The sequence below is a fragment of the Methylobacterium sp. E-012 genome (assembly GCF_057836545.1).
Map to the genome: position 1 here is coordinate 72,130 of NZ_JBYQEY010000001.1, position 19,514 is coordinate 91,643.

Sequence of the window (19,514 nt, forward strand, 5' to 3'; positions counted from 1 at the left end):
TCCGGTCCGGTCAGCGCGGTCCGGGCTGGTCGTGCCATCCCTGCGCGGAGGGGCCGGCCGTGCCCTCCGGCGGTCCGGGATCGCGCGCCCCGCCGGCGCGCTTCACGATCTCGTAGAGACCGAGCATCGCCAGGGCGGTCACGAACGGCACGACATAGTAGCAGCCCCGGAACAGCAGGAGCGAGGTCAGAACCTCGTTGCGGGGCAGGCTCGACAGGGCGAGCAGCACCGTCGCCTCGAACACCCCGATGCCGCCGGGGGCGTTCGATGCGATGCCCAGCATGGCGGCCAGCACGTAGATCGCCAGGAAGGTGGTGAACGCCAGCGTCGTCTCCGGCGGCAGCAGGACGTAGAGCACGGCCGCCGCCGCGCAGACGTCACCGATGCCGACGATCATCTGGCCGATGGAGACCGAGGCGCCGGGCAGTTCCAGGCGCCATTGCCTGACGGTGATGCTGCGCTTCTTGGCCGAGACCCAGGCGAGGTAGCCGAGCACCAGGGCCAGTGCGGCGAGGCCCACCGACTGGTTGATCCGGATCGACGTGAATGCGAGCCCGGCGAGCTGGCCCGCCTCGATGATCAGGCTGAGGCCCAGGACCACGCCCATGCCCAGCCAGAAGGTGAAGCCGGCGATCACCGTGAGCGCGGCGATCTTGGCCGTGGAGAGTCCCTGCCGCGCATAGATCCAGTAGCGGATGGTGCCGGCGGTCAGTAGCGGGAAGCCGAGGGTGAAGCTCACCGCGTAGCTGGTGAACGAGGCGAGCGCGGTGATCCGGTAGGGCACCTTGATCTTGAGCTGGCGCAGGGCCAGCGCGTCGTAGCCGGTGAGGAACAGGTAGCTGATGCCGACGAACAGGAAGGCGAGGCCGAGCTGCGCCCCCGTCGCCGCCGTGACCGCGGTGCGCACCTCCGCCCAGCTCACGCTCTGGACGAGCTTCCACAGCACGCCGAGGGAGACCGCGAACAGGACGATGCTGGCGGCCGTGCCGATCCAGGCATAGCGGCTGGCCCGGCTCTTCCGCGGCGCGGCCGCGGCGTCATGCTGGACCGGCTCCGCCGGTTCGGGCGGCGTCCGGTGCTGTCCCTGAAAGTTCATGCCGTTCGGCGTCCGCCCTTCCGGTTGCGCGGCCCCGCCGAGGGCGTCGAGCCCGCGCCGGATGATCCCGGACCGCGGCCCGTTGCCCCGCATGTAGGCCGAACCGGCGCGCAAGGCCAGGGAAGGGGCCGCGGTGGCGGGCGTTCTATCCCAAGCCGACTATCCCTGAGCCGACGATCCCTCAGTCAGATTGCCCGAGCCGACTTGCCCCTTCAGGAGCGCCGCGGCCTCCGACAGGCCGCGCCGGATCCGGGCGGCCACCTCCGGCGACGTGCAGACATAGGTCGGGCTCGGATGCGGGATCCGGATCACGGGCAGGTCGGGCCGGAGCGTCACGAATGCGGGCGCCGCTTCTCCGGCGAACCGGCCGGCCAGCACCGCCACGGCGAGGCGCGGCAGCAGGTCGAGGAGCGGCGCGAGATACGGCACGGCGGCGGCGGCCTCGGCCCGGCGGGGCGCCCGGTTGCGGGCGCCCTCCGCGTGGATCAGCCAGGGCACGGCGTTCCAGATCAGGGTATCGGACCGGTCGATCCCGGCCCCGGCGAGGAAGCCGAACAGGTTGGCGGCGGTGCCGTTCGCGCTGTCGCGGGTGACGAAGCCGGTGCGCAGCATCGCCGGGCCGGGCGTCTCCAGGAGGAGCAGCATCCGGGCGCCGACGCCGCCGTCCAGCGGGTCGGGCGCGGGCACCGGGGCGCCGCGCTCCGCCGCGATCCGCGCGGCCAGGGCCCGGATCGGCGCGATGTGCGGGGCCTCGATCAGGGCGCGGCGGGCCGCGAGGGCGTCCGGATCGGCGAGCGATTTCGGTGCCGGCGGCTCAGCCGGCATCGAGGCCGGGGATCGCCGCCGCGTCGAGCCGGCCGGAGAGGCGGAACCGCTCGATCCCGTCCTCCCGGGCGAGCCGCGCGTCGAGGCCGGCCGGGCCGCCGAACTGGAAGCCGATCTGCGTGGCATAGGCCGCGCAGGCGGCCCGCTTCCGGGCCTGGGCCTCCGGTGCGAGGCGCATCCTGCGCGCGGGCCGGTCGATGAACTGCCCGGCGAGCGGCTCAAGCGGTACGGTCTCGCGGACCGTGTAGGGGAAGTCGCGCCACCACAGGACCGGCTGCGCCGGACCGAGGCTGTCGAGTGCCCGGATCGCCTGCACGTGGTCGACATGGCCGCCGATCGCCTGCGGGGCGAGGAGGAGATCGGGAGTCTCGGCGGCGATCAGGTCCGCGAGGGCGGGCGCCAGATCGGCCGCGACGGCATCGTCGGCGCGCGGGTCGGAGAAGAGTTCCGGGGCCGAGCCGTAGCCCCGGTGCGGCGCCTCCCGGAAGGGCAGATGGACCGGCGGGACGATGCCGAGTTCGGCGGCGGCGCGGCGATCCTCGTCCCGGCGCAGGGCCATGTAGTCGACTGCCGCCGAAAGGCCCTTGTCGAGCTGGCAGGCGAGGGCGAAGCCCGTCGGGTCGGCGACGCTGCCGGTGAACAGGGTCGCCATCACCACGCGCCAGCCGTCCCGCGCCAGGCTGGCCAGGAGGCCGCCGCAGGAGAAGGCCGCGTCGTCGAGATGGGGCGAGAGGGCGAGGGCTTTGGGCATGGGTCAGAGCCTATCGGCTTGGACAGATCCAACCCGCGCCCGCATCCTGAGGTGCTGCGGAGCAGCCTCGACGAAGGGCTCCAGGGATCGCAGCGCTGGCTGGAGGGCTCCTTCGAGGCCCGCTGACGCGGGCACCTCAGGATGAGGGAGGTGGGTGGGACATTCCGAATTCGCCGTCAAAGCAGATGAGGCTCGGCGCGGAACCGGCAGCTCGGATCGTAGGGGAGATCCTCCGCGAAATCGGTCGCCGGCGTCTCACCGCGCACGCGCCCGTAGACGTCCATGATCTGGCGCCCGACCGCATGCCAGGAATAGACCCGCCGGCACTCCGCCAGGCCGGCCGTGGCGAGGCGGCGGCGCAGTCCTGCGTCGGTGATGATCCGGGTCAGCGCGGCGGCCAGCGCCGGCACGTCGCCCGGATCGACCAGCAGCCCGTTCTCCCCGTCGCGCAGGCAGTCGGACACGCCGACCGCGTGGCACGAGACCGTGGCGAGCCCGGCCGCCAGCGCCTCCAGGATCGTGTTGGAGAAGCCCTCCGCGTAGGTCGGCGAGACGAACACGTCGGCCCGGCGGTAGAGGTCGGGCACGTCGCCGTACTCGGCGTAGCCCGTGAAGGCGATGTCGCGCTCCGGGAAGGCCAGTTCCGCGGCGAGGGCCCGGGCCGGCTCCACATCCGGTCCGATCCCCGAGATCGTGGCCGCGAAGGGCGTGCCCTGTTCGCGCAGGATCGCCAGGGCCTGGATGAAGTCGAGCACGCCTTTCCGGCGGTCGACCCGGCCGTGATAGAACAGCCGCACCGGGCCGGCATGGGGCGCCGGCAGCCCGTCCGGCGTCCCTTGCGCGAACCGGCCCGTGTCGACCGCGCCGGGCACGATGGTGAAGCGGTCGGGGTCCGAGCCGAGCCGCCCGCAGACCTCGTCCACGAAGGAGGCGCCCCCGATCAGCAGGGCGTTGGCGTGGGCCAGAACCTCGCACATGGCGACGCGGTGGGTCTCGCAGCAGGAGCCGACCCAGTGGCCGTCGCCGCCCTGGATCGACACGACGCTCGGCACCCCGAGCCTGCGGGCGGCGAGCAGCACCGCCCAGCCGGTGGGATAGCCGTACTGCGCGTGCAGCACGTCGAAGGGCTTTCTGGCGTGCTCTCGGACGATGGCGTCCACCATGGTGGCGATGTCGCGCTCGAAGTCGCCGGAGGTCTGCTCGCCGAGCTGCTCCAGCCCGATCACCCGCACCCCCGGCACCGGCGGCGGCGGACCGCCCCCGTAGACCCGGGTGCCAAAGGCGTCGCCCCGGTACTGCGAGATCATCGTCACGTCGTGGCCGGCCTCGACCAACTCGCGCAGCAGGTTCTGCGCGTAGACGCTCATGCCCGATATCGCCGGGAAGTAGCGGCGGCTGAGGAAGAGGATTCTCATCGGTACACCGGGAGGCCAGATGCCTCTCCCCCGTGTGGGCTATCGGATTCACTCATCCGGTTTGGCAGGATACCCTGGAGACACCTCGGCTCTCCCTCCCCCCCCTGCGGGGGAGGGTGGCCCCCGCAGGGGGTCGGGAGAGGGGAGCGACGGTGCAAACCGGGGCGCACGCCCGCACATCTGCTCTGCCCACTCCTGAACCCGGGTTCCCCTCTCCCGACCCCTGCTGACGCAGGGGCCACCCTCCCCCGCAGGGGGGGGAGGGAGGGCGCCTGCGTCCGGCCATCGCCCTCATCTGGCAACGATGCCACCGTCACTGCCATTGCCGCCGGGTCTCCTGAGCGCCCGTCAGCACCGGGCCCGCGCGCCGGCAGCCGCGGAGATAGTCCAGCGCCTGCGGGATCATCACGTCCGCCCGGTGGCTCTCCCGGGAGAGCTCGACGCAGATCAGCTTGCCGAAGCCGACCGCCTCCAGCGCCTCCAGCACCCCCGGAACGTCCATGTCGCCCTCGCCGAAGGGCAGGTGGATGTGGCTGCCGCGCTTCATGTCCTCGATCGCCACGGTACCGATCCGGTCGGCGAATTCGCGCACGGCCGCGGCCGGCTCGCGTTCGCCGGTGACGAGGCAATGGCCGGTATCGAGGGCGAGCTTCAGCCCCGGCACGTCGAGGGCGGCGAAATCGTCGAGCGTCTCGATCAGCATGCCGGGCTCGGGCTCCAGGCACGGCACGATGCCGGCCTCGGTGGCGAAGGCGGCCACCGTATGCAGCCCCTCCACCAGCCAGTGCCGGGCCTCGCCGTGGTCCACCCCGGGCTTGGGTACGCCCGCCCAGAACGAGACCGCCTCCGCGGAGAGCATGGCGCCGATCTCGACCGCCCGCTTCAGGAAGCCGACCCGGCGGCTGCGGCCCGCGGCGTCGGCGGTGACCAGCGTCGGCTCGTGCTTGGCGCCCGGGTCGAGGAGGAAGCGGGCGCCGGTCTCGATGACGCAGGCCAGTTCCAGCTTCTCCAGCAGGCTCGCGACCCGGCCTGCCTCCGCGGCCCAGGCCTCGGCGAACGGGTCGAGGTGGTGGATGTCCAGCGTCAGGGCCACGCCGTCGTAGCCCGCGGCCTTGATCAGGTGAAGCGCGTCGTCGAGGCGGTGGTTGGCCGCGCCGTTGGTGTTGTAGGCGAAGCGAAGCGTCACGCCGCCCTCCCCTGGCGCTGGGCGAGGCGGAACGGCGCGTGGTGCGATTCCGGCTCGCGGTAGAGCGGATAGTGGCGCCCGACGATCCGCTCGGCCAGGGCCACGTCGAACAGCGGCTGGCCGCCGAACCGCTCCAGGGCCTCGGGAGTGAGGCGCACCGGGCGCAGGGTCTCGCTCTCGGTGCCGAAGCGGATCAGCGGGTGGTCGCGGTCGATGAGCTTGCGCGTGTTGCGCTCGCCGATCCGGTAATAGCTCATGGTCTCGACCTCGAGCCCCGGCACGATCGCCTTGACCACGCCGACCCCGCCGCCCGGGGGCGTGCAATCGACGTAGAGCACGTCGAACCCGGCTTCGAGCAGGCGGTCGCAGGCGATCTTTCCACGGGCATGGCCGTCGGCCGCCGGGGTGGAGGGCAATTCCGAAAAACGCTTGGTGCTCCGCTCGGAATAGACCGTGTCGGCGAGAACCCCGCGGAGGTCGGCCGCCGGCATCTCGATCCATTCGAGCATCGCCTGAAGGGCGCGGCTCTCCTCGAGGTCGAGGCTCGGCAGCGCCTTCTCGATGAAGGCGTCGATGTAGCCCGGCGGGGTCACGGTGGCGGCCATGTCGAGGGGGCCGTGCCCGAAGGTCTTGCGGACCCGGGCGGCCTGGAACTCCAGCAGCGCCTTGCGCAGGGCCCGGTCCCGGTCCGGATCGCAGGCCTCGCCGCAGGCCGAGAGGGCGATCGGCGCCGGGGTGCGGGCCGGATCCGCGTCGTAGCCGACCACGTAGAGGTTGGTCAGGCCGAACTGGTCGGTGGCAAATTTCGGCAGCGCCCGGATCCCGAGGTCCTTCAGCCGGGCCAGCATCGCGGTGTTCTCCGGGCCGATGCCGTCGAGGTCGAGCATCACGCCCTGGTCGAGGGCCCGGAACAGCAGGCCGTTGCCGTCCCGCTGGAGCAGCTCCAGGACCCCGTGGCCCAGGGCGAAGGGCACGTCCGGCCCGGCGCCGAGGCCGTTGGTGATCAGGTTGGTGAAGGGTTTGTAGCCCTCCGACAGCTCGAAATAGTCGGTGGCCGCGATATCGAGCGGCATCAGCACGATATCGCCGGTGGCGTGCCGCACCGTCGGCGTCCATTCCAGCACCGTATCGCGGCCGACCGGGGAGCCGGCAGGAAGGCAGAGGGTGAGCGGGTCGGCGACGGATTTGGCGCCGTAGACGCGCGCCAGATCGTTGTAGCTCGCCCGTTCCTTGGCCCGCGGCAGCACGGCGAGCGAGGGCATCAGGTTCTCGGCGATCTCGGCGACCGCGCCGATCAGCGCCTCGTCGTCGGTGGCGCCGTAGCCGATGCCCGACGGCATGGCGCCGACGAAGAACGGGTCGTCGAGGAACAGGGCCACGAACCAGACCGGCACGCCGGTGCGGTCGAGGGGCGCCAGCGGGAAACCGACGATGCGCCCCTCGGGCAGCACATCGAGATAGGCCTTGACCGGGTCCGGCAGGGTTTCGGGCAGGCCCTCGATCGACCGCCTGGCGCCGAAGCGGTAGGGGCGCGGCGCCTTGATCCGCTCGTGGCGGGCGCGGTCGTCCTGGTCGTGGTTGGCGTCTGCGTTGCTCACGTCGTGTTCCCGTTTGCCTCGAACCGCCGCCCGCACCGCCCCATCCCACCCATCCCCCTCATCCTGAGGCGCCGGAGCGCAGCGGAGGCCTCGAAGGAGGGCTCCAGGAATCGCGCGGCCGGCTGGAGGCCTCCTTCGACGCCCGCTGCGCGGGCACCTCAGGATGAGGGCGTGAGTGGGAGATGCTGCGGCTGGTTCCGCGATTGCGTATCCTGTCCGCTACCCGTGCCCGTAGGCGCGGGCGACGAGCCGCATGGTGTGGAGATCGCGCGCCGCCGACCAGGCCGCCCGCTCCTCGGGCCGGCGCAGGGCCGAGCCGAAGGCGCGGACTTGTTCGGTGAAGGGCGAGCTCCCGGCGTCGAAGGCGAGCGGCTCCGCGCGGCCGCTGGCGCCGTCGATGAAGATCAGCGATCCGCCGGCGGTCTGGCCCATCGTGTTCTCGGCCACCAGCAGGCCCCTGGTGCCGACCACCTCCAGGCGGCGGCGGGGCAGCGCGTCGGGGCAATTGTAGGCGACGTGCAGGCTCGCCAGCGCACCGCCCGCGGTTCTCCCGATCAGCAGGGCGCCGTCATCGACTGCGTAATCCTGGGCGCGGGTCTGGGTGAGGGCTGCGATGGCGGTGATCGGCTCATCGAGCAGGAAATCGACAAGGTCGAGTCCGTGCGGGGCGAGGTCCATCAGCGCGCCACCGCCGGCCTGGGCGGCATCGATCCGCCAGTTCGGCTGGCCGGCCTCGGACCAGTCGCGCCCCAGCCAGCAGGCATAGACGATCCGCACGGCCGTCACGGTCCCGAGCCGCCCGGCCTCGACCTGGGCGCGGATCGCCCGGTGGGCCGGATGATGCCGCTGGTCGAAGGCCGTCCCGTAGAAGATTGTTTTGGCCTCGACCGCGTGCGCGATGGCCTGCGCATCCCCGAGGGTCGCAGCCATCGGCTTCTCACAGAGGATCGCCTTGCCGGCGGCGGCCAGCGCCTCGACGGCGACGCGGTGGAGGTGATTCGGCGTCGCCACGTAGACCGCCTCGACCTCGGGCTCAGCGAGGAGGCCGGCAAGATCGGCATGGCCCCGGGCCCCCACACCTTCCGCCGCAGCTCGGCTCGCCGGGTCCGGATCGCAGACCGCGACCAGCCGGTGCCCGGCGGCCCGGATGCCCGGCTCCATGTAGTCGCGGGCGACCCACCCGTAGCCGACGATGCCCCAGCCGACCGAATCCATCACCACCGCTCCGGCAGGTCGACGAACTCGCGGACCCGGACGCGCTGCGTTTGCGGCCTGTCGAGGCTGCCGTCGAAGGTCAGGTGCTCGGGGCCGGGGGAACGCATCGGATAGGTGGCGCGGGGGGCGTATTCCGCCTCGTAGCGCTCCGAGGGCCAGCGGATGGCGTAGTGGGCTACCGGCTCCGCATCACTCCCTTTCCCCTCCGCGGGGGAAGGTGGCCCCCGAAGGGGGTCGGGAGAGGGGAGCCCGGCGTCCGGAAGGAACGCGGCCGTCACGAAGGTCGGTGCTTCTTCCTGAACCGTCGCTTTCCTCTCCCGACCCTCGCTGACGCGAGGGCCATTCTCCCCCGCAGAGGGGGGAGGGAGGGAACCCGCCGCGACCGGCTCGTACAACGGATTGAGCCGCAGCACCGTCCCGGGCTTCGGCAGGGTCAGCCCGTCGACCAGCGCGCGGGGCGCCGGGCGCATGCCGGGACCGCACACCACCGAGAAGGCCTCGCAGGTCCGTAGGGCGGCGGGCTCCTGCGGGGACGGTGCCCGCGCCGCGACCAGCGCCCGGGTCAGCTCCGCGTCGTCGTAGACCAGGGCGTCGGGGAAGAGTTCGGCGATCTCTTCGGCGGTCACCGCCCGCCCGGCCGAGAAGCCGGGGCAGTCGCGGTTGTGGATGTGGCTCAGGGCCAGCCAGCCGTCGTCGCCGGCATTCTGGCGCAGGCAGTCAAGCAGAGTCGCCTTATCGTCGAGGAAGTAGAAGGCATCGTTGCAGGCGACGAGATCCACCGGCGCCCCGGGGATCGGCCAGTGCGGCGAGCCGGCATCGAAGCAGACGAGCTGGGCCTTCTCGCCCACCACCCAGTGGCGGGCGACCCAAAGCTTGGCGAAGACCACGTCGGCCCCCGCGACCTTGCAGCCGCGGCTCTGCAGCGCCCGGAGGTAATGGCCGATGCCGCAGGCGAACTCGAACACGCAGATCGGATCGTTCCAATGCGCCTCCAGCAGCGACAGGCCGGCCAGGAAGGTCGGGTCGCTCCAGCGGTGCAGGAAATAGTCGCCGACGCGGCCCCAGCCGAGGAGATGCACGGCGTCCCGCAGGCTCGCCGTGCGCCGCTCCCTGATCAGCCGAATGATCCCGGCGGGGTCGGCCGGGGGCCCGGTCCACCAATCGTCCTGGTCCGCGAGCAGGGCGGCCAGCGCCTCGTCGGCCTCACCGGCATCGAGATGGCCCAGCACTCGCTCGACCAGGGCCTCGCGGCCGACGCGCAGGTACGGGATGGCGTCGATCACGGGCCAGCGCGCGCCGGTCTCCGCATCGCGCAGGGCGTGCGGGCCGTCGGCCTTCAGCGCGTTGCCGGTATCCGGCGATCTGAGTTCGAAGGGGATCATGGCTTTCGGGACCGCCCCGGCAGATGGGCGGCGGGGTCCTGCGATCAAGGGATGCGCATGTCGCGCAGGACACGATCGTGGAAACCCTTCACCGGCCCGGCATGGACCAGTTCCCACTCGTCGAGCACCATCGCCATCGTGGTCGAAGCCCCGCGCAGGTGCTGGGCGATCTGGAGCACGCGGTCGACGCAATCGGCCGCATGGAAGGCGCGACCCTCCGCGGTGGCGTCGTCCGGGAGCACGGCGCGGGCGCGCTCGACCTGACCCCGCAGGGGCTCGGCGAGTTCGGCGAGCGCCCAGGCGGTCGTGGTCGCCATGATTGGCCCGAGATGGTCGCCGAGCAGCATCTCGCCGGTGAAGCCGGCATCCGGCATCGCGGCGTTGTGGAAATGGTGCGCCATCGCGGCCAGGAACACGGTCGTCGGATCCGCCCGGTAGAACGGGCTGAGGCAGACGCCGTAGGCCGCCACGATCAGGCAATGCTCGGCGTGGTTCTCGGGCGGCTCCAGCAGGATCCGGGCGCGGCCGGGACAGGTCACGCCCGCCCGCGGCTGCCGCGCCAGGGCGCCGACGAAACCGGGCAGCGAACCGGGCCGGCCTGCCGGGCGCGGCGCCAGCCTGGCGCGCAGCCGGGTCCGGAGATCCGGATCGAGATCCCCGGTCACCGCGTCGAAGCCCGCGACCAGTACGGCGGAGGCCGCGTCCTCGGACAGTCCGGCCGCGGTCAGGAAAGCGGCGTCGAGGTCGCAGAGGCGGGTCGCCGCGAGGGCGACGGCGGTGATGTCCAGGGCGACATCCTCGGGCGGGGTGCCGCCGGTGAGGAGGCCCCAGCCCTGCGCGAACAACCGCTCGGCGATCGATCCGTCGCGGCCCGCCGAGCGAACGCGCTTGAGGTCGTTCATCTCGACCAGAAGGTCACACAACGCCTCCGGCGCTGCGGCGCCGGTAGCGGATCCTTGGTTCTCGCTGGGCATCGGCTCTTTCAGGCAGCGGTCGGCGGTTCGAGCGGGCGTTCACCGAATTCCGCGCAGGCCCCTCCGGACCATCACTTTTCGAAGGTGGAAGCGCGGGTCCCCTCCCCTTGCGGGGAGGGGAGTGCGCGGTGGCGCATCAGCGCCCGTTCAGTGCACGCCCAGCCAGTCGCGCAGCATCTGCTCCTGCTTGCCGAAGGCGTGCTCCGGCCCGTGGCCGTTCTTGACCATCGGGGCCTTGAAGAAGGTCGAGAGCTGCTCCTGCACGCCACCGTCGCCGCGCTTGTTGGCGAGGTCGAGCACCCGGGCGATCTCGATGACCAGGGGCGCGGCCAGAATCGAGTCCTTGCAGAGGAAGTTGACCTTGATCTGCATGCGCTGGCCCATGAAACCGGTGACGTCGATGTTGTCCCAGGCCTCCTTGTCGTCGCCGCGCGGGCGGTAATAGTGGATGTGCACGAGGTGGTCCTCGACCGGGTAGCCGAGGATCGAATCGAGCACCGTGCCCTTGGTGTTGAGCTTCGACTGCAGCGAGTTCGGGTCGTTCAGGGCGAGGCCGTCGCGGTTGCCGAGGATGTTGGTCGAGAACCAGCCGTCGACATGCAGCGCGCGCGCCTTGAAGGCGGGGGCGAGCACGGTCTTCATCATGGTCTGTCCGGTCTTGCCGTCCTTGCCGGCGACCGGGACGTTCAGCTCCTTGGCGAGATCGAGGAGCGCCGGCACGTCGGCGGCGACGCTCGGCGTGAAGTTCGCGTAAGGGATGCCGCTCTTGATCGCCGCGTAGGCGTAGAGCATCGCCGGCGAGATCGCCTCGTCGCTCGAATCCAGGCCCTTCTCGAAGGCCGCCGTGGAGTTCAGGGTCGGGTCGTTCAGATCGGGCCAGCGTTCCGTAGAGGCGAGGTTCACCACCACGACGTCGTCGAGGTTGCTCTCCTTCTGGAACCGGCGCAGGTCGTTGGCGATGACCGAGACCGCCTCGCGGTGGTCCCGGGCGACGATGCGGTTCTGGCCGTCGATGTTCTTGCAGAACTTGGCGCTGCCCACGGCCGGCCAGGGGGTGATGCCCTTCAGCGCCGTGGCGCCGTCCTCGATGTCGTCCTTCGAGAGCACGCCGTGGCCGCTCGCCGCGGACGCGAGGTCGTCGCCGTTCAGGTCCCAGCCGCCGAAGACCAGGTCCTTGTAATCGGCCATGCCCGCCACGGAGAGGCCGGCGAGCGGCAGCCCGTCGAGCCGGTTCGAGCCGGATTTAATCATCTCGATGCCGGCGATGGCGGTGGTGGCGACGGCGCCCCCCATGCCAACGAAGGCGACACCGACGCGGCGACCGGACTGCATGCTCATCGGAAAATAGTGTCCTTCTGGGGACGCGCGAAGCGTCTTGGGGAAGCGTCTTGGGACGGAAAGGTCGACCCCCCCGGGGCCGTACCTAACTGGCTCCGGCGTGCGGCGTTCCAAGCCGAATGCGACAACTTTGCGCCTCCAGAGAGCGAGACGTGTCCGGATCGCGGCGCCGGCGCGGCCTTAACGGCCACGGTTAACCCTTCGTTGACCGTGCCACGCTTGGATCACCGGGCCGTCCCATTCTGGTCACGGCCGGCGCCGATAGGGCCGCCGCTTCACGGAGCCCGGCCGCCAGATGCCGGGCCGACGCAGGGACAGATCTGAAGAGGACCAGTGATGGGGGTTTTCCCGGAGCCGGCGCGTTGCGCCGACGACGTGAGCCGACTCGTGCCGAACGCGAGCCGTTTCGAGGATGACGCGGTGGCATGGCTGCCGCGGGACGGCCGCGGGACGGGGCGCCGCTCGGGCCGAGCGCGGCTCCGCCAGATTACCGGAACGCTGGCCCTGGGTCTCGTCGCCGGTTTCGGATTGCCGCAGGCGGCCTTCGCGCCGGCCTATTTCGCGCCCTCCGCGCAGGCCCACGATCGGGTCGATACCAGCCCCCACGCGGCCCGGGCCCTCGCCGCCGAGGCTCCGGCGCCCGATTTTCCGTTGCGGTCGAGCCTCGACCAGGACGTGCCGCAGGACGCCTCGACCGAGGCCCCGACCGACTGGAACGGCCTGCCCGTGCCGGAGCAGGAGCCCGCCACGACGGCGCTGATCCAGGACGACCTCGCCGCCCTGCCGCGGATGACGCAGGATCAGGGCGCGGACGCGGTCCGGTTCGGCGAGCGCACCGTGCCGCGCAAGGTGGTCGACACGATCGTGAAGGCCTCCGACGAGGCCGGCGTCGACCCCGTCTACATGATGGCGCTGGCCGATAAGGAATCGAGCTTCGACACGGACGCGAAGGCCGCGACCTCCTCGGCCCAGGGACTGTTCCAGTTCGTCGCCCGGACCTGGCTGGAGATGATCCGCGATTACGGCGCCCGCTACGGGCTCGCCGACGAGGCCGCCGCCGTGAAGGGCCGGGGCAATGCGATCACCGTGGCCGGCGCCATGCGCGCCCGGGTGCTCGGCCTGCGCAACGACCCGCGGATCGCGGCGCTGATGGCCGCCGAACTGATCAAGCGAGACCGGGAGCGGATCGAGGCCCGGCTCGGCCGCGCGCTGACCACCACGGAACTCTACCTCGCCCACTTCCTCGGCACCGCCAGCGCCGGGCGTTTCCTGTCGCTGTCCTCCGAGAAGCCCGACGAGGTCGCGGGTCGGGAGTTTCGCAGCGCCGCCCGGGCCAATCGCGGCCTGTTCACCGAGAAGGCCGGCGGCAGGCGCCGCAGCCTGACGGTCGCCGAATTGCACGGCCGGATCGACGGCATGATCGACCGGCGGCTCAATCGCTATCAGGGCGTGGCCGCGGTGGCGGTGGCGCTCGACAAGGCGCCGGCCCCGACCGAGACCGCCACGGAGGATACGGCCCCGGATGCCGGCCCCCGCCGCGTCGAGGTGACGGAGGCGCTGCCGCCGGACGGCGTGTGAGCGGCGCCGGGTCCGGTCTCGCTCCTGGGTGCTCCGGACTTGAGGCTCGACGCCGGCGGCTGAGCGCGATGGCTCCCCCGCCACGTGGGGTGACGGTGTTCACGGGCCGCCCGGACAAGGCACGCCGCGCCCCCTCTACCGTACGGGCTACGTGAGTCACGCATCCCGCTCCGGATCGTCCTCGGCTTGAACGAAGGCTCGCTCCAGCGCTGCCACGCGCCCGCCCTGCCCCCTCTGCGGGCTACCGGATGCCCACATCTTCGACGAAAGCGGGCGGCGGCCGGACACAGTCGCGTCTCCCTCCCTCCCCTGCGGGGCCGGGTGGCCCCTGCGTCAGCAGGGGTCGGGTCGGGACGTAGTCCCGCAGGAGGGGACCCGGTTTCAGAAGACGGCGCGGCCCTCATGAAGGCTTACGCTTCCTTCTGCACCGTCGCTCCCCTCTCCCGCCCCCTCCGGGGGCACCCTCCCCCGCAGAGGGGGACGGAGGGCGCGTGTCATCTCTAGGGCGGGCCTGAAGTCCATCCGGAACGATCCAAAACCCGATGTGCGAACCGCATCGCCCGCACGAAAACGGAGACCGCCGCCCCCCGTTCAATCGCCGATCCGGCCGCGCTTGTACCCGAAGCCCGGTATCTCGCAGCCGCAGGACGCGTCGGGCGGCGCGGGCGGTGTCGGGCAGGTCCCGCGGGACGTGACGCAGACGCTGTCGTCCCACCGGCGCCGGTCGAAGGATTCGCGGCCCCGATCCCGGGGGCGCTCATACCCGTCGTAGGGCGGCGGCGGGGGACGCCGCGACCAGTCCCAGTCGTCGTCGCCCGCTGGCGGCGGCGGGCGGGGCACGGGCCTGGACGGGGCGTATTCGTAGCGGGCCGGTCCGGGCTGTCCGTAGATGTACACCTTCGGATCCGGTCCGACCTGCGCCGCTGCGGGACCGGCGAGCGGCGCGCCCAGGGTGAAGATCGCCCAGACCGCCACGGTCGCATGCGTGATCCACTGTCCCATCCCGGTCCTGCCTCGAATCCTCGGACGCGCGATCCTGCGCGTTCGGGCTGGCCTGAACCTGTGCCGCGGCGAAAACGCAGGGGGATCGCGATCGCGGGCGCGGCCGTTGCCCGAACGGGATCGGGCCGCTACCTACGCTCTGCCGTGCGCCGACCCGCCGCCATCCCGTCCAGCCCATCCCGCCCGGCCCAGAGTCACCCGAGGACCGCTTCATGGAGCTGCTCAGGCTCGCCGCCCTCGACGCCGAGGACCTGACCGTGATCTCCGCGCATCTCCAGGACGCGATCCTGCGGCCGGAGGATCTGACCTACCTCGGCGACGAGCAGCGGTTCCTGATGGTCGCGCGACGCTTCGACTGGACGCCCGACGTCCCGCCCCGGCGGCGCCTCACCGGCCTGCATGTCGAGCGCGTCCGCGCCGTGAGGACGCGCGGGCTCGTGCGGGACGACGCGATGCCCATGAGCCTGCTGGCCCTGACCTTCGCAGCCACCGACGCGCCCTCCGGCCACGTCGATCTCGTCTTCTCCGGGGGCGCGGCGGTCCGGCTGGAGGTCGAATGCATCGAGGTCCGGATGAAGGATCTCGGTCCGGTCTGGGAGGCGGCCACGCGCCCCGGCCACGACGTCGACCGGATCGATCTCGACAGGACCAGCATCGACAGGGCCAACCCGGCCCCCGGCCCGGCGGCCTGAGAGGAGACAGAGGCTTCCGATGGTCCGGCTCGACAGCACAGATCCGCATTTCGCCGCCGATTTCGCGCGGCTGCTCACGGTCAAGCGGGAAATTTCCGAGGACGTCGACGAGGCCGTGCGCGGCATCATCGCCGACGTGGTCGCCCGGGGCGACGACGCCCTGGTGGACTTCTCGCGGCGGTTCGACCGGCTCGGGGCGGCGTTTTCCGCCGGGACCCTCCGGGTCACCGAGGCGGAGATCGCCGCGGCGGTCGAGGCCTGCCCGCGCGACGCCCTGGAGGCCCTGCGCCTGGCCGCCGAGCGGATCGAGGGCTTCCACCGCGCCCAGCGGCCGACGGATCACCGCGCCACCGACGCCCTCGGGGTGACGGCCGGCTGGCGCTGGACGGCGCTGGAATCGGTCGGCCTCTACGTGCCGGGCGGGACGGCGAGCTACCCCTCCTCGGTGCTGATGAACGCGCTCCCGGCCCGGGTCGCCGGGGTGCCGCGCCTCGTCATGGTGGTGCCGACCCCGGATGGGCAGATGAACCCGCTGGTGCTCGCCGCCGCGCGGCTCGCCGGCGTCCACGAGGTCTACCGGGTCGGCGGCGCCCAGGCGGTCGCGGCGCTCGCCTACGGCACCGCCACCATCGCGCCGGTCGCCAAGATCGTCGGCCCCGGCAACGCCTGGGTGGCGGCGGCCAAGCGCCGGGTGTTCGGCCAGGTCGGCATCGACATGATCGCCGGCCCCTCCGAGGTGCTGATCCTGGCCGACGGCCACGCCAACCCGGACTGGATCGCCGCGGACCTCCTGGCCCAGGCCGAGCACGACGTGGCCGCCCAGGCGATCCTGGTCACCGACAGCGCCGATCTCGCCGGTGCCGTGGAGGCGGCGGTCGAGCGTGCGCTCACCACCCTGCCCCGCCGGGAGATCGCCCGGGCGAGCTGGCGCGATTACGGCGCCGTCATCCGGGTGCGCGACTTCGACGAGGCCGTCCCGCTGGTCGACCGCCTCGCCCCCGAGCACCTGGAGATCGAGACCCAGGATGCCGAGGCACTGGCCGCCAAGGTCCGCAATGCCGGGGCGATCTTCCTCGGCTCCCACACGCCGGAGGCGATCGGCGACTATGTCGGCGGCCCCAACCACGTCCTGCCCACCGCCCGCTCGGCGCGGTTCTCCTCGGGGCTCGGGGTGCTCGACTTCATGAAGCGGACCACGATCCTGGCCTGCACCCCGGAGAGCTTGCGGGCGCTCGGCCCGGCGGCGATAACCCTCGGCCGGTCCGAGGGCCTGGAGGGGCATGCCCGCTCCGTCGCGATCCGGTTGAACCTGTGAGGTTTTGGGGATGGCGGAGAAGCAGCGCGGGCCGAACCGCCTCGCGAAGGTGAGCCTGGACGAGGCGTCCATCGCCCGCGGCAACCCGGACCAGGAGCACGAGCGGGCGATCGCCCTGTTCGACATCCTGGAGGACAACGTCTTCGCCATCCCCGGGCGCGAGGGCCCCTACGTCCTGACGCTGGGCTTGGTGGAGAACAAGCTGTCCTTCGCGATCGGCACCGTGGAGGGCGATCCGGTGATGACGCACCTCCTGTCGCTGACGCCGTTCCGGCGGGTAATCCGCGACTACGAGATGATCTGCGAGAGCTATTACAACGCGATCCGCACCGCCTCCCCGTCGCAGATCGAGGCGATCGACATGGGACGGCGGGGCCTGCACAACGAGGCGTCCGAGACCCTGCGGCAGCGCCTCGAAGGCAAGGTCGACCTCGACCACGACACGGCGCGCCGCCTGTTCACCCTGATCTTCGCCCTGCACTGGAAGGGCTAGGGCGCCGTCCGGCCCCGAGCGCGATGGCTGACCCCGTCCCCGAGACCATTCCCAAGAAGCGGCGGGTCCAGTCGGTCCTGTTCATGTGCAACTACAACGCCGTGCGCTCGGTGGCCGCGGAGGCGATCGCGCGCGCCTATTTCGGCAAGTCGACCTACGTACAGTCCGCCGGGGTGCGCTCCGGCGAGCCGACGGACCCCTTCATGATCGCGGCGCTCGACGAACTCGGCATCGACGCGAGCCGGCACCGCCCCCGCACCATCGAGGAACTGGAGGACTGGGAGGGGCTGAACTTCGACCTGATCATCACCCTCGCGCCGGAGGCCCACCACCGGGCCCTCGCCCTGACGCACACGCTCGCGGCCGACGTGGAATACTGGCCGACCCCGGACCCGACGCTGCTGCAGGACGCCTCCCGGGAGCAGCGCCTGGACGCCTATCGCGATGTCCGCGACGGGCTGACCCGACGGATCAAGGCCAGGCTCAAGGGGTAGCCGCGCCGGGCCGCGTCACGCCTCGGGCTGGGATGCCCGGCCGCGGTCGCAGCCTGCGGAGTCACCGCGCATGATGGTGGACGCACCCTGCCGGTCCCACAACGTGTGGGCATCCGGTCGGCAAGCCCACGATGCAAATTCCTGCTACAAACCGTTCGCAAAGAATGATTCGGTAGCCCGTCATGACGATCGTCCGTTATTGCAGCGCAATTTTTATTCTATACACATTCTTAATCTGCTCCGCCGACTCACAATGGAGTCCGGTCGGCGGGCTACTCGATGTCCCGGTCACGAACAACTGTTCCGTAACGCGGGACGAGGTCGCCACGGCGAAGTCGGACGGGATCTTCTACTGTCCGGTACGCGCCAGGATTGTCGATTCTCAGGTGGCGGATGCGAGTCATTTCGATCTTGTTCACGCCTACGCGATCCTGGCGATCCATACCAGTTCCAAGAAGCTGGCCGATTGTTGGGCCGCGCATCGTCTGGCGACGGCCCCGAACGGCCCGTACTATGTCCGGCAGTGGATCACCTACTGGAGAGCGTACGGCGCGAAGAATTTCAGCTACGGCGCGCCCGAGCAGCGGATCGCCAACGTCAGGAGCTGCTGCGCCTGCGGGGTTTGAGGATGGGGCGCGTCGCGCCGATCCCCGGTCCGGGCTGATGCGCGCGACGAGGCGGCGGGCGTTCTGCGCGCGGCCCCGGTCACCCTCGGGCGAGGCGAACCGGCGTCCGGCGCGGCGGCGAGCGCCGTAGCGCATCCGTTCGAAACCCGGATCGCCGTTCGGGCGCCGCTCCGGCCTCAGCCGGAACCGCCGCCGATCAACCGTGCGCGGAGGCGGCCGGCCAGCAACGGACGGGCGTGGGTCACGTCCTCGTCGTCGAGGAGCGGGGAGCCCGCCAGGGCGTCGAGATAGGCGCTCTCGGGAGTCCGGCACGCGCGGAAGGCGGCGTCGGCGGCCCGATCCCGTGCGGTCAGCGCCGCGTGAATCCGAAAATTGCGGGCGAGGCAGTCGCGCCAGATCGTGTGCCGCGTCGCGGTCTCGCCGGCCGCCCCGGCCGTGCAGGACAGGCCGAGGACGAGCATGGCCACGGCAATGGGCACCGGCAAGATATGGCGGGCTGGCGGCATCGATCGGGCACTCCGTCCGTCCCGGGACAGGGTGGCGCGGAGCGGGTTAGCACCCGGTTAACCGCCCTCCCCCGATCCCCCGCCGGACCGGCGCCCCATCGGCCGCCCTGCCCCGCTCAGCGGTTTGCGGTCGTGACCGGGGAGGTGACGCCGCCGAGGGAGACCCAGGCGACGGCGTCCTGGCTCTCGCGCTTGATGAACACGTAGCCGGTCTTGTGCCAGGGCAGGATCGCGCTGGTCTTGTTGTCGAGCACGAGGTCGCCCCGGTCGGTGATCAGCGTGAGCACGGCGTGGCCCTCGCCCTTCTCGTCGATCACCACGGTCATGCGCATCGCCCGGCGCGGCAGGCCGGCCTCGGCCAGCAGGTGGCGCTTGAGCAGCTGGAAATCCTCGCAGTCGCCGATGCCGTCCTCGGCCAGGTCCCAGCGGTCGGCCACGTGCAGGTGATCCTGGTCGGTCATCGGCTCGACCGCCTTGTTGACCCGCCGGTTCACCGACACGATCGTCGCCCAGGTCGACGCCGTCAGGCTGATCCGCGCCGGCTCGCTCCGGTCCACCGCGCACTCCGCCCCGTAGCTCTGGCAGAACGTCACCCACGCCGCGATCGGCTTCGCCTCCCCCTGGATTCGCGCGCCCGCCTCCGCCGGAAGGCTCGCCAGGGTCTGGGCTTCGGCCGCGAGGCCGCCCAGGCCGAGAGACGCCAGGACCAGGACGAACGCCGCGCGGCAGCCGCGGGAGAGCCGACGGGATGCAGAGCGGGAAACCAGTCCCTGCACCTTGGAAACCGCGAACCGCATCGCCGGGACTCAACCGTTAAGCTCTCGTTAACGAAAGCTCTCACGCCGGAGGCCCGGCGGCAATGCGCCGATTAACAAAAGGTTAACGCTGTGCGCAACGCGGATAAGACCGCCACAGCGCCGGGCCCGGGGGCGGCCCGGGCGGCAGCGCGAAATCGTGAAGGCGGGACCCTGCGCCCGGCGCGGCCGATCGCCGTTGTCCCCCGACCGTGCCACCGCGAGGATGCAAGT

General features: G+C 71.6%; 20 protein-coding genes. 6 read left to right on the forward strand and 14 right to left on the reverse strand.

The window, feature by feature from the left end:
* Positions 1-10: 10 nt before the first annotated feature.
* The 10 genes from AC3IF1_RS00315 to AC3IF1_RS00360 all read right to left on the reverse strand — a co-directional run bounded on the left by AC3IF1_RS00315 (position 11) and on the right by AC3IF1_RS00360 (position 11,780).
* On the reverse strand, positions 11-1,096 hold the full coding sequence (locus AC3IF1_RS00315) for a lysylphosphatidylglycerol synthase domain-containing protein (protein WP_243971660.1): 1,086 nt from the start codon (positions 1,094-1,096) through the stop codon (positions 11-13).
* A gap of 159 nt (positions 1,097-1,255) precedes the next feature.
* Positions 1,256-1,921, reverse strand: coding sequence for a uracil-DNA glycosylase (locus AC3IF1_RS00320; protein ID WP_489214968.1), 666 nt, complete (start codon positions 1,919-1,921; stop codon positions 1,256-1,258).
* Positions 1,911-2,672 (reverse strand): PIG-L deacetylase family protein, encoded by a 762-nt coding sequence (locus AC3IF1_RS00325; protein WP_489214970.1) that lies wholly within the window; start codon positions 2,670-2,672, stop codon positions 1,911-1,913. Before AC3IF1_RS00325 ends, AC3IF1_RS00320 begins: the two co-directional genes overlap by 11 nt.
* Positions 2,673-2,848: 176 nt before the next feature.
* Complete coding sequence (locus AC3IF1_RS00330; protein WP_489214972.1) at positions 2,849-4,087, reverse strand: glycosyltransferase family 4 protein; 1,239 nt, start codon at positions 4,085-4,087, stop codon at positions 2,849-2,851.
* A 313-nt stretch (positions 4,088-4,400) separates the two neighbouring features.
* On the reverse strand, positions 4,401-5,273 hold the full coding sequence (locus AC3IF1_RS00335; protein WP_489214974.1) for a sugar phosphate isomerase/epimerase family protein: 873 nt from the start codon (positions 5,271-5,273) through the stop codon (positions 4,401-4,403).
* Complete coding sequence (locus AC3IF1_RS00340; RefSeq protein WP_489214975.1) at positions 5,270-6,871, reverse strand: YcaO-like family protein; 1,602 nt, start codon at positions 6,869-6,871, stop codon at positions 5,270-5,272. The genes AC3IF1_RS00335 and AC3IF1_RS00340 overlap by 4 nt, the downstream gene beginning before the upstream one ends.
* Before the next feature lie 219 nt (positions 6,872-7,090).
* Positions 7,091-8,086, reverse strand: coding sequence for a Gfo/Idh/MocA family protein (locus AC3IF1_RS00345; RefSeq protein ID WP_489214977.1), 996 nt, complete (start codon positions 8,084-8,086; stop codon positions 7,091-7,093).
* Positions 8,086-9,468: a class I SAM-dependent methyltransferase gene (locus AC3IF1_RS00350; protein WP_489214979.1), complete on the reverse strand. Its 1,383-nt coding sequence runs from the start codon at positions 9,466-9,468 to the stop codon at positions 8,086-8,088. Before AC3IF1_RS00350 ends, AC3IF1_RS00345 begins: the two co-directional genes overlap by 1 nt.
* A gap of 44 nt (positions 9,469-9,512) precedes the next feature.
* Positions 9,513-10,442 (reverse strand): HD domain-containing protein, encoded by a 930-nt coding sequence (locus tag AC3IF1_RS00355; protein ID WP_489214981.1) that lies wholly within the window; start codon positions 10,440-10,442, stop codon positions 9,513-9,515.
* Positions 10,443-10,589: 147 nt separating this feature from the next.
* Entirely contained in the window at positions 10,590-11,780 is a 1,191-nt protein-coding gene (locus tag AC3IF1_RS00360; RefSeq protein ID WP_243971677.1) for an inositol-3-phosphate synthase, read from the reverse strand.
* Between the two features lie 336 nt (positions 11,781-12,116).
* Between AC3IF1_RS00360 and AC3IF1_RS00365 the strand changes: the two genes are divergently transcribed.
* A complete protein-coding gene (locus tag AC3IF1_RS00365; RefSeq protein WP_489214984.1) occupies positions 12,117-13,358 on the forward strand; it encodes a transglycosylase SLT domain-containing protein in 1,242 nt (413 codons plus the stop codon).
* Between the two features lie 591 nt (positions 13,359-13,949).
* Here AC3IF1_RS00365 and AC3IF1_RS00370 read toward each other — a convergent pair.
* Positions 13,950-14,360, reverse strand: coding sequence for a hypothetical protein (locus tag AC3IF1_RS00370; protein ID WP_489214986.1), 411 nt, complete (start codon positions 14,358-14,360; stop codon positions 13,950-13,952).
* Between the two features lie 212 nt (positions 14,361-14,572).
* On the opposite strand from AC3IF1_RS00370, the gene AC3IF1_RS00375 reads away from it, so the two are divergent.
* From AC3IF1_RS00375 to AC3IF1_RS00385, 3 genes are read left to right on the forward strand one after another with little or no spacing between them, the layout of a single operon-like run.
* Complete coding sequence (locus AC3IF1_RS00375; RefSeq protein WP_243971682.1) at positions 14,573-15,052, forward strand: DUF2948 family protein; 480 nt, start codon at positions 14,573-14,575, stop codon at positions 15,050-15,052.
* A 19-nt stretch (positions 15,053-15,071) separates the two neighbouring features.
* Positions 15,072-16,367, forward strand: coding sequence for a histidinol dehydrogenase (gene hisD / locus AC3IF1_RS00380; protein ID WP_489214988.1), 1,296 nt, complete (start codon positions 15,072-15,074; stop codon positions 16,365-16,367).
* Positions 16,368-16,377: 10 nt separating this feature from the next.
* Positions 16,378-16,860, forward strand: coding sequence for a UPF0262 family protein (locus AC3IF1_RS00385; RefSeq protein ID WP_243971686.1), 483 nt, complete (start codon positions 16,378-16,380; stop codon positions 16,858-16,860).
* On the opposite strand, the gene AC3IF1_RS00390 is transcribed toward AC3IF1_RS00385, so the two are convergent.
* Positions 16,826-16,909, reverse strand: a complete 84-nt coding sequence (locus AC3IF1_RS00390) for a hypothetical protein (RefSeq protein ID WP_409564864.1) — start codon at positions 16,907-16,909, stop codon at positions 16,826-16,828. The genes AC3IF1_RS00385 and AC3IF1_RS00390 overlap by 35 nt on opposite strands.
* On the opposite strand from AC3IF1_RS00390, the gene AC3IF1_RS00395 reads away from it, so the two are divergent.
* Together AC3IF1_RS00395 and AC3IF1_RS00400 are read left to right on the forward strand one after the other, a co-directional pair.
* Positions 16,884-17,354, forward strand: coding sequence for an arsenate-mycothiol transferase ArsC (locus AC3IF1_RS00395; protein ID WP_243971688.1), 471 nt, complete (start codon positions 16,884-16,886; stop codon positions 17,352-17,354). The genes AC3IF1_RS00390 and AC3IF1_RS00395 overlap by 26 nt on opposite strands.
* Positions 17,355-17,536: 182 nt before the next feature.
* On the forward strand, positions 17,537-17,980 hold the full coding sequence (locus AC3IF1_RS00400; protein WP_489214991.1) for a hypothetical protein: 444 nt from the start codon (positions 17,537-17,539) through the stop codon (positions 17,978-17,980).
* A 176-nt stretch (positions 17,981-18,156) separates the two neighbouring features.
* On the opposite strand, the gene AC3IF1_RS00405 is transcribed toward AC3IF1_RS00400, so the two are convergent.
* Both AC3IF1_RS00405 and AC3IF1_RS00410 read right to left on the reverse strand, forming a co-directional pair.
* Complete coding sequence (locus tag AC3IF1_RS00405) at positions 18,157-18,441, reverse strand: hypothetical protein (protein WP_489220291.1); 285 nt, start codon at positions 18,439-18,441, stop codon at positions 18,157-18,159.
* Positions 18,442-18,602: 161 nt separating this feature from the next.
* Positions 18,603-19,283: a transglutaminase-like cysteine peptidase gene (locus tag AC3IF1_RS00410; protein ID WP_489214993.1), complete on the reverse strand. Its 681-nt coding sequence runs from the start codon at positions 19,281-19,283 to the stop codon at positions 18,603-18,605.
* Positions 19,284-19,514 lie beyond the last annotated feature (231 nt).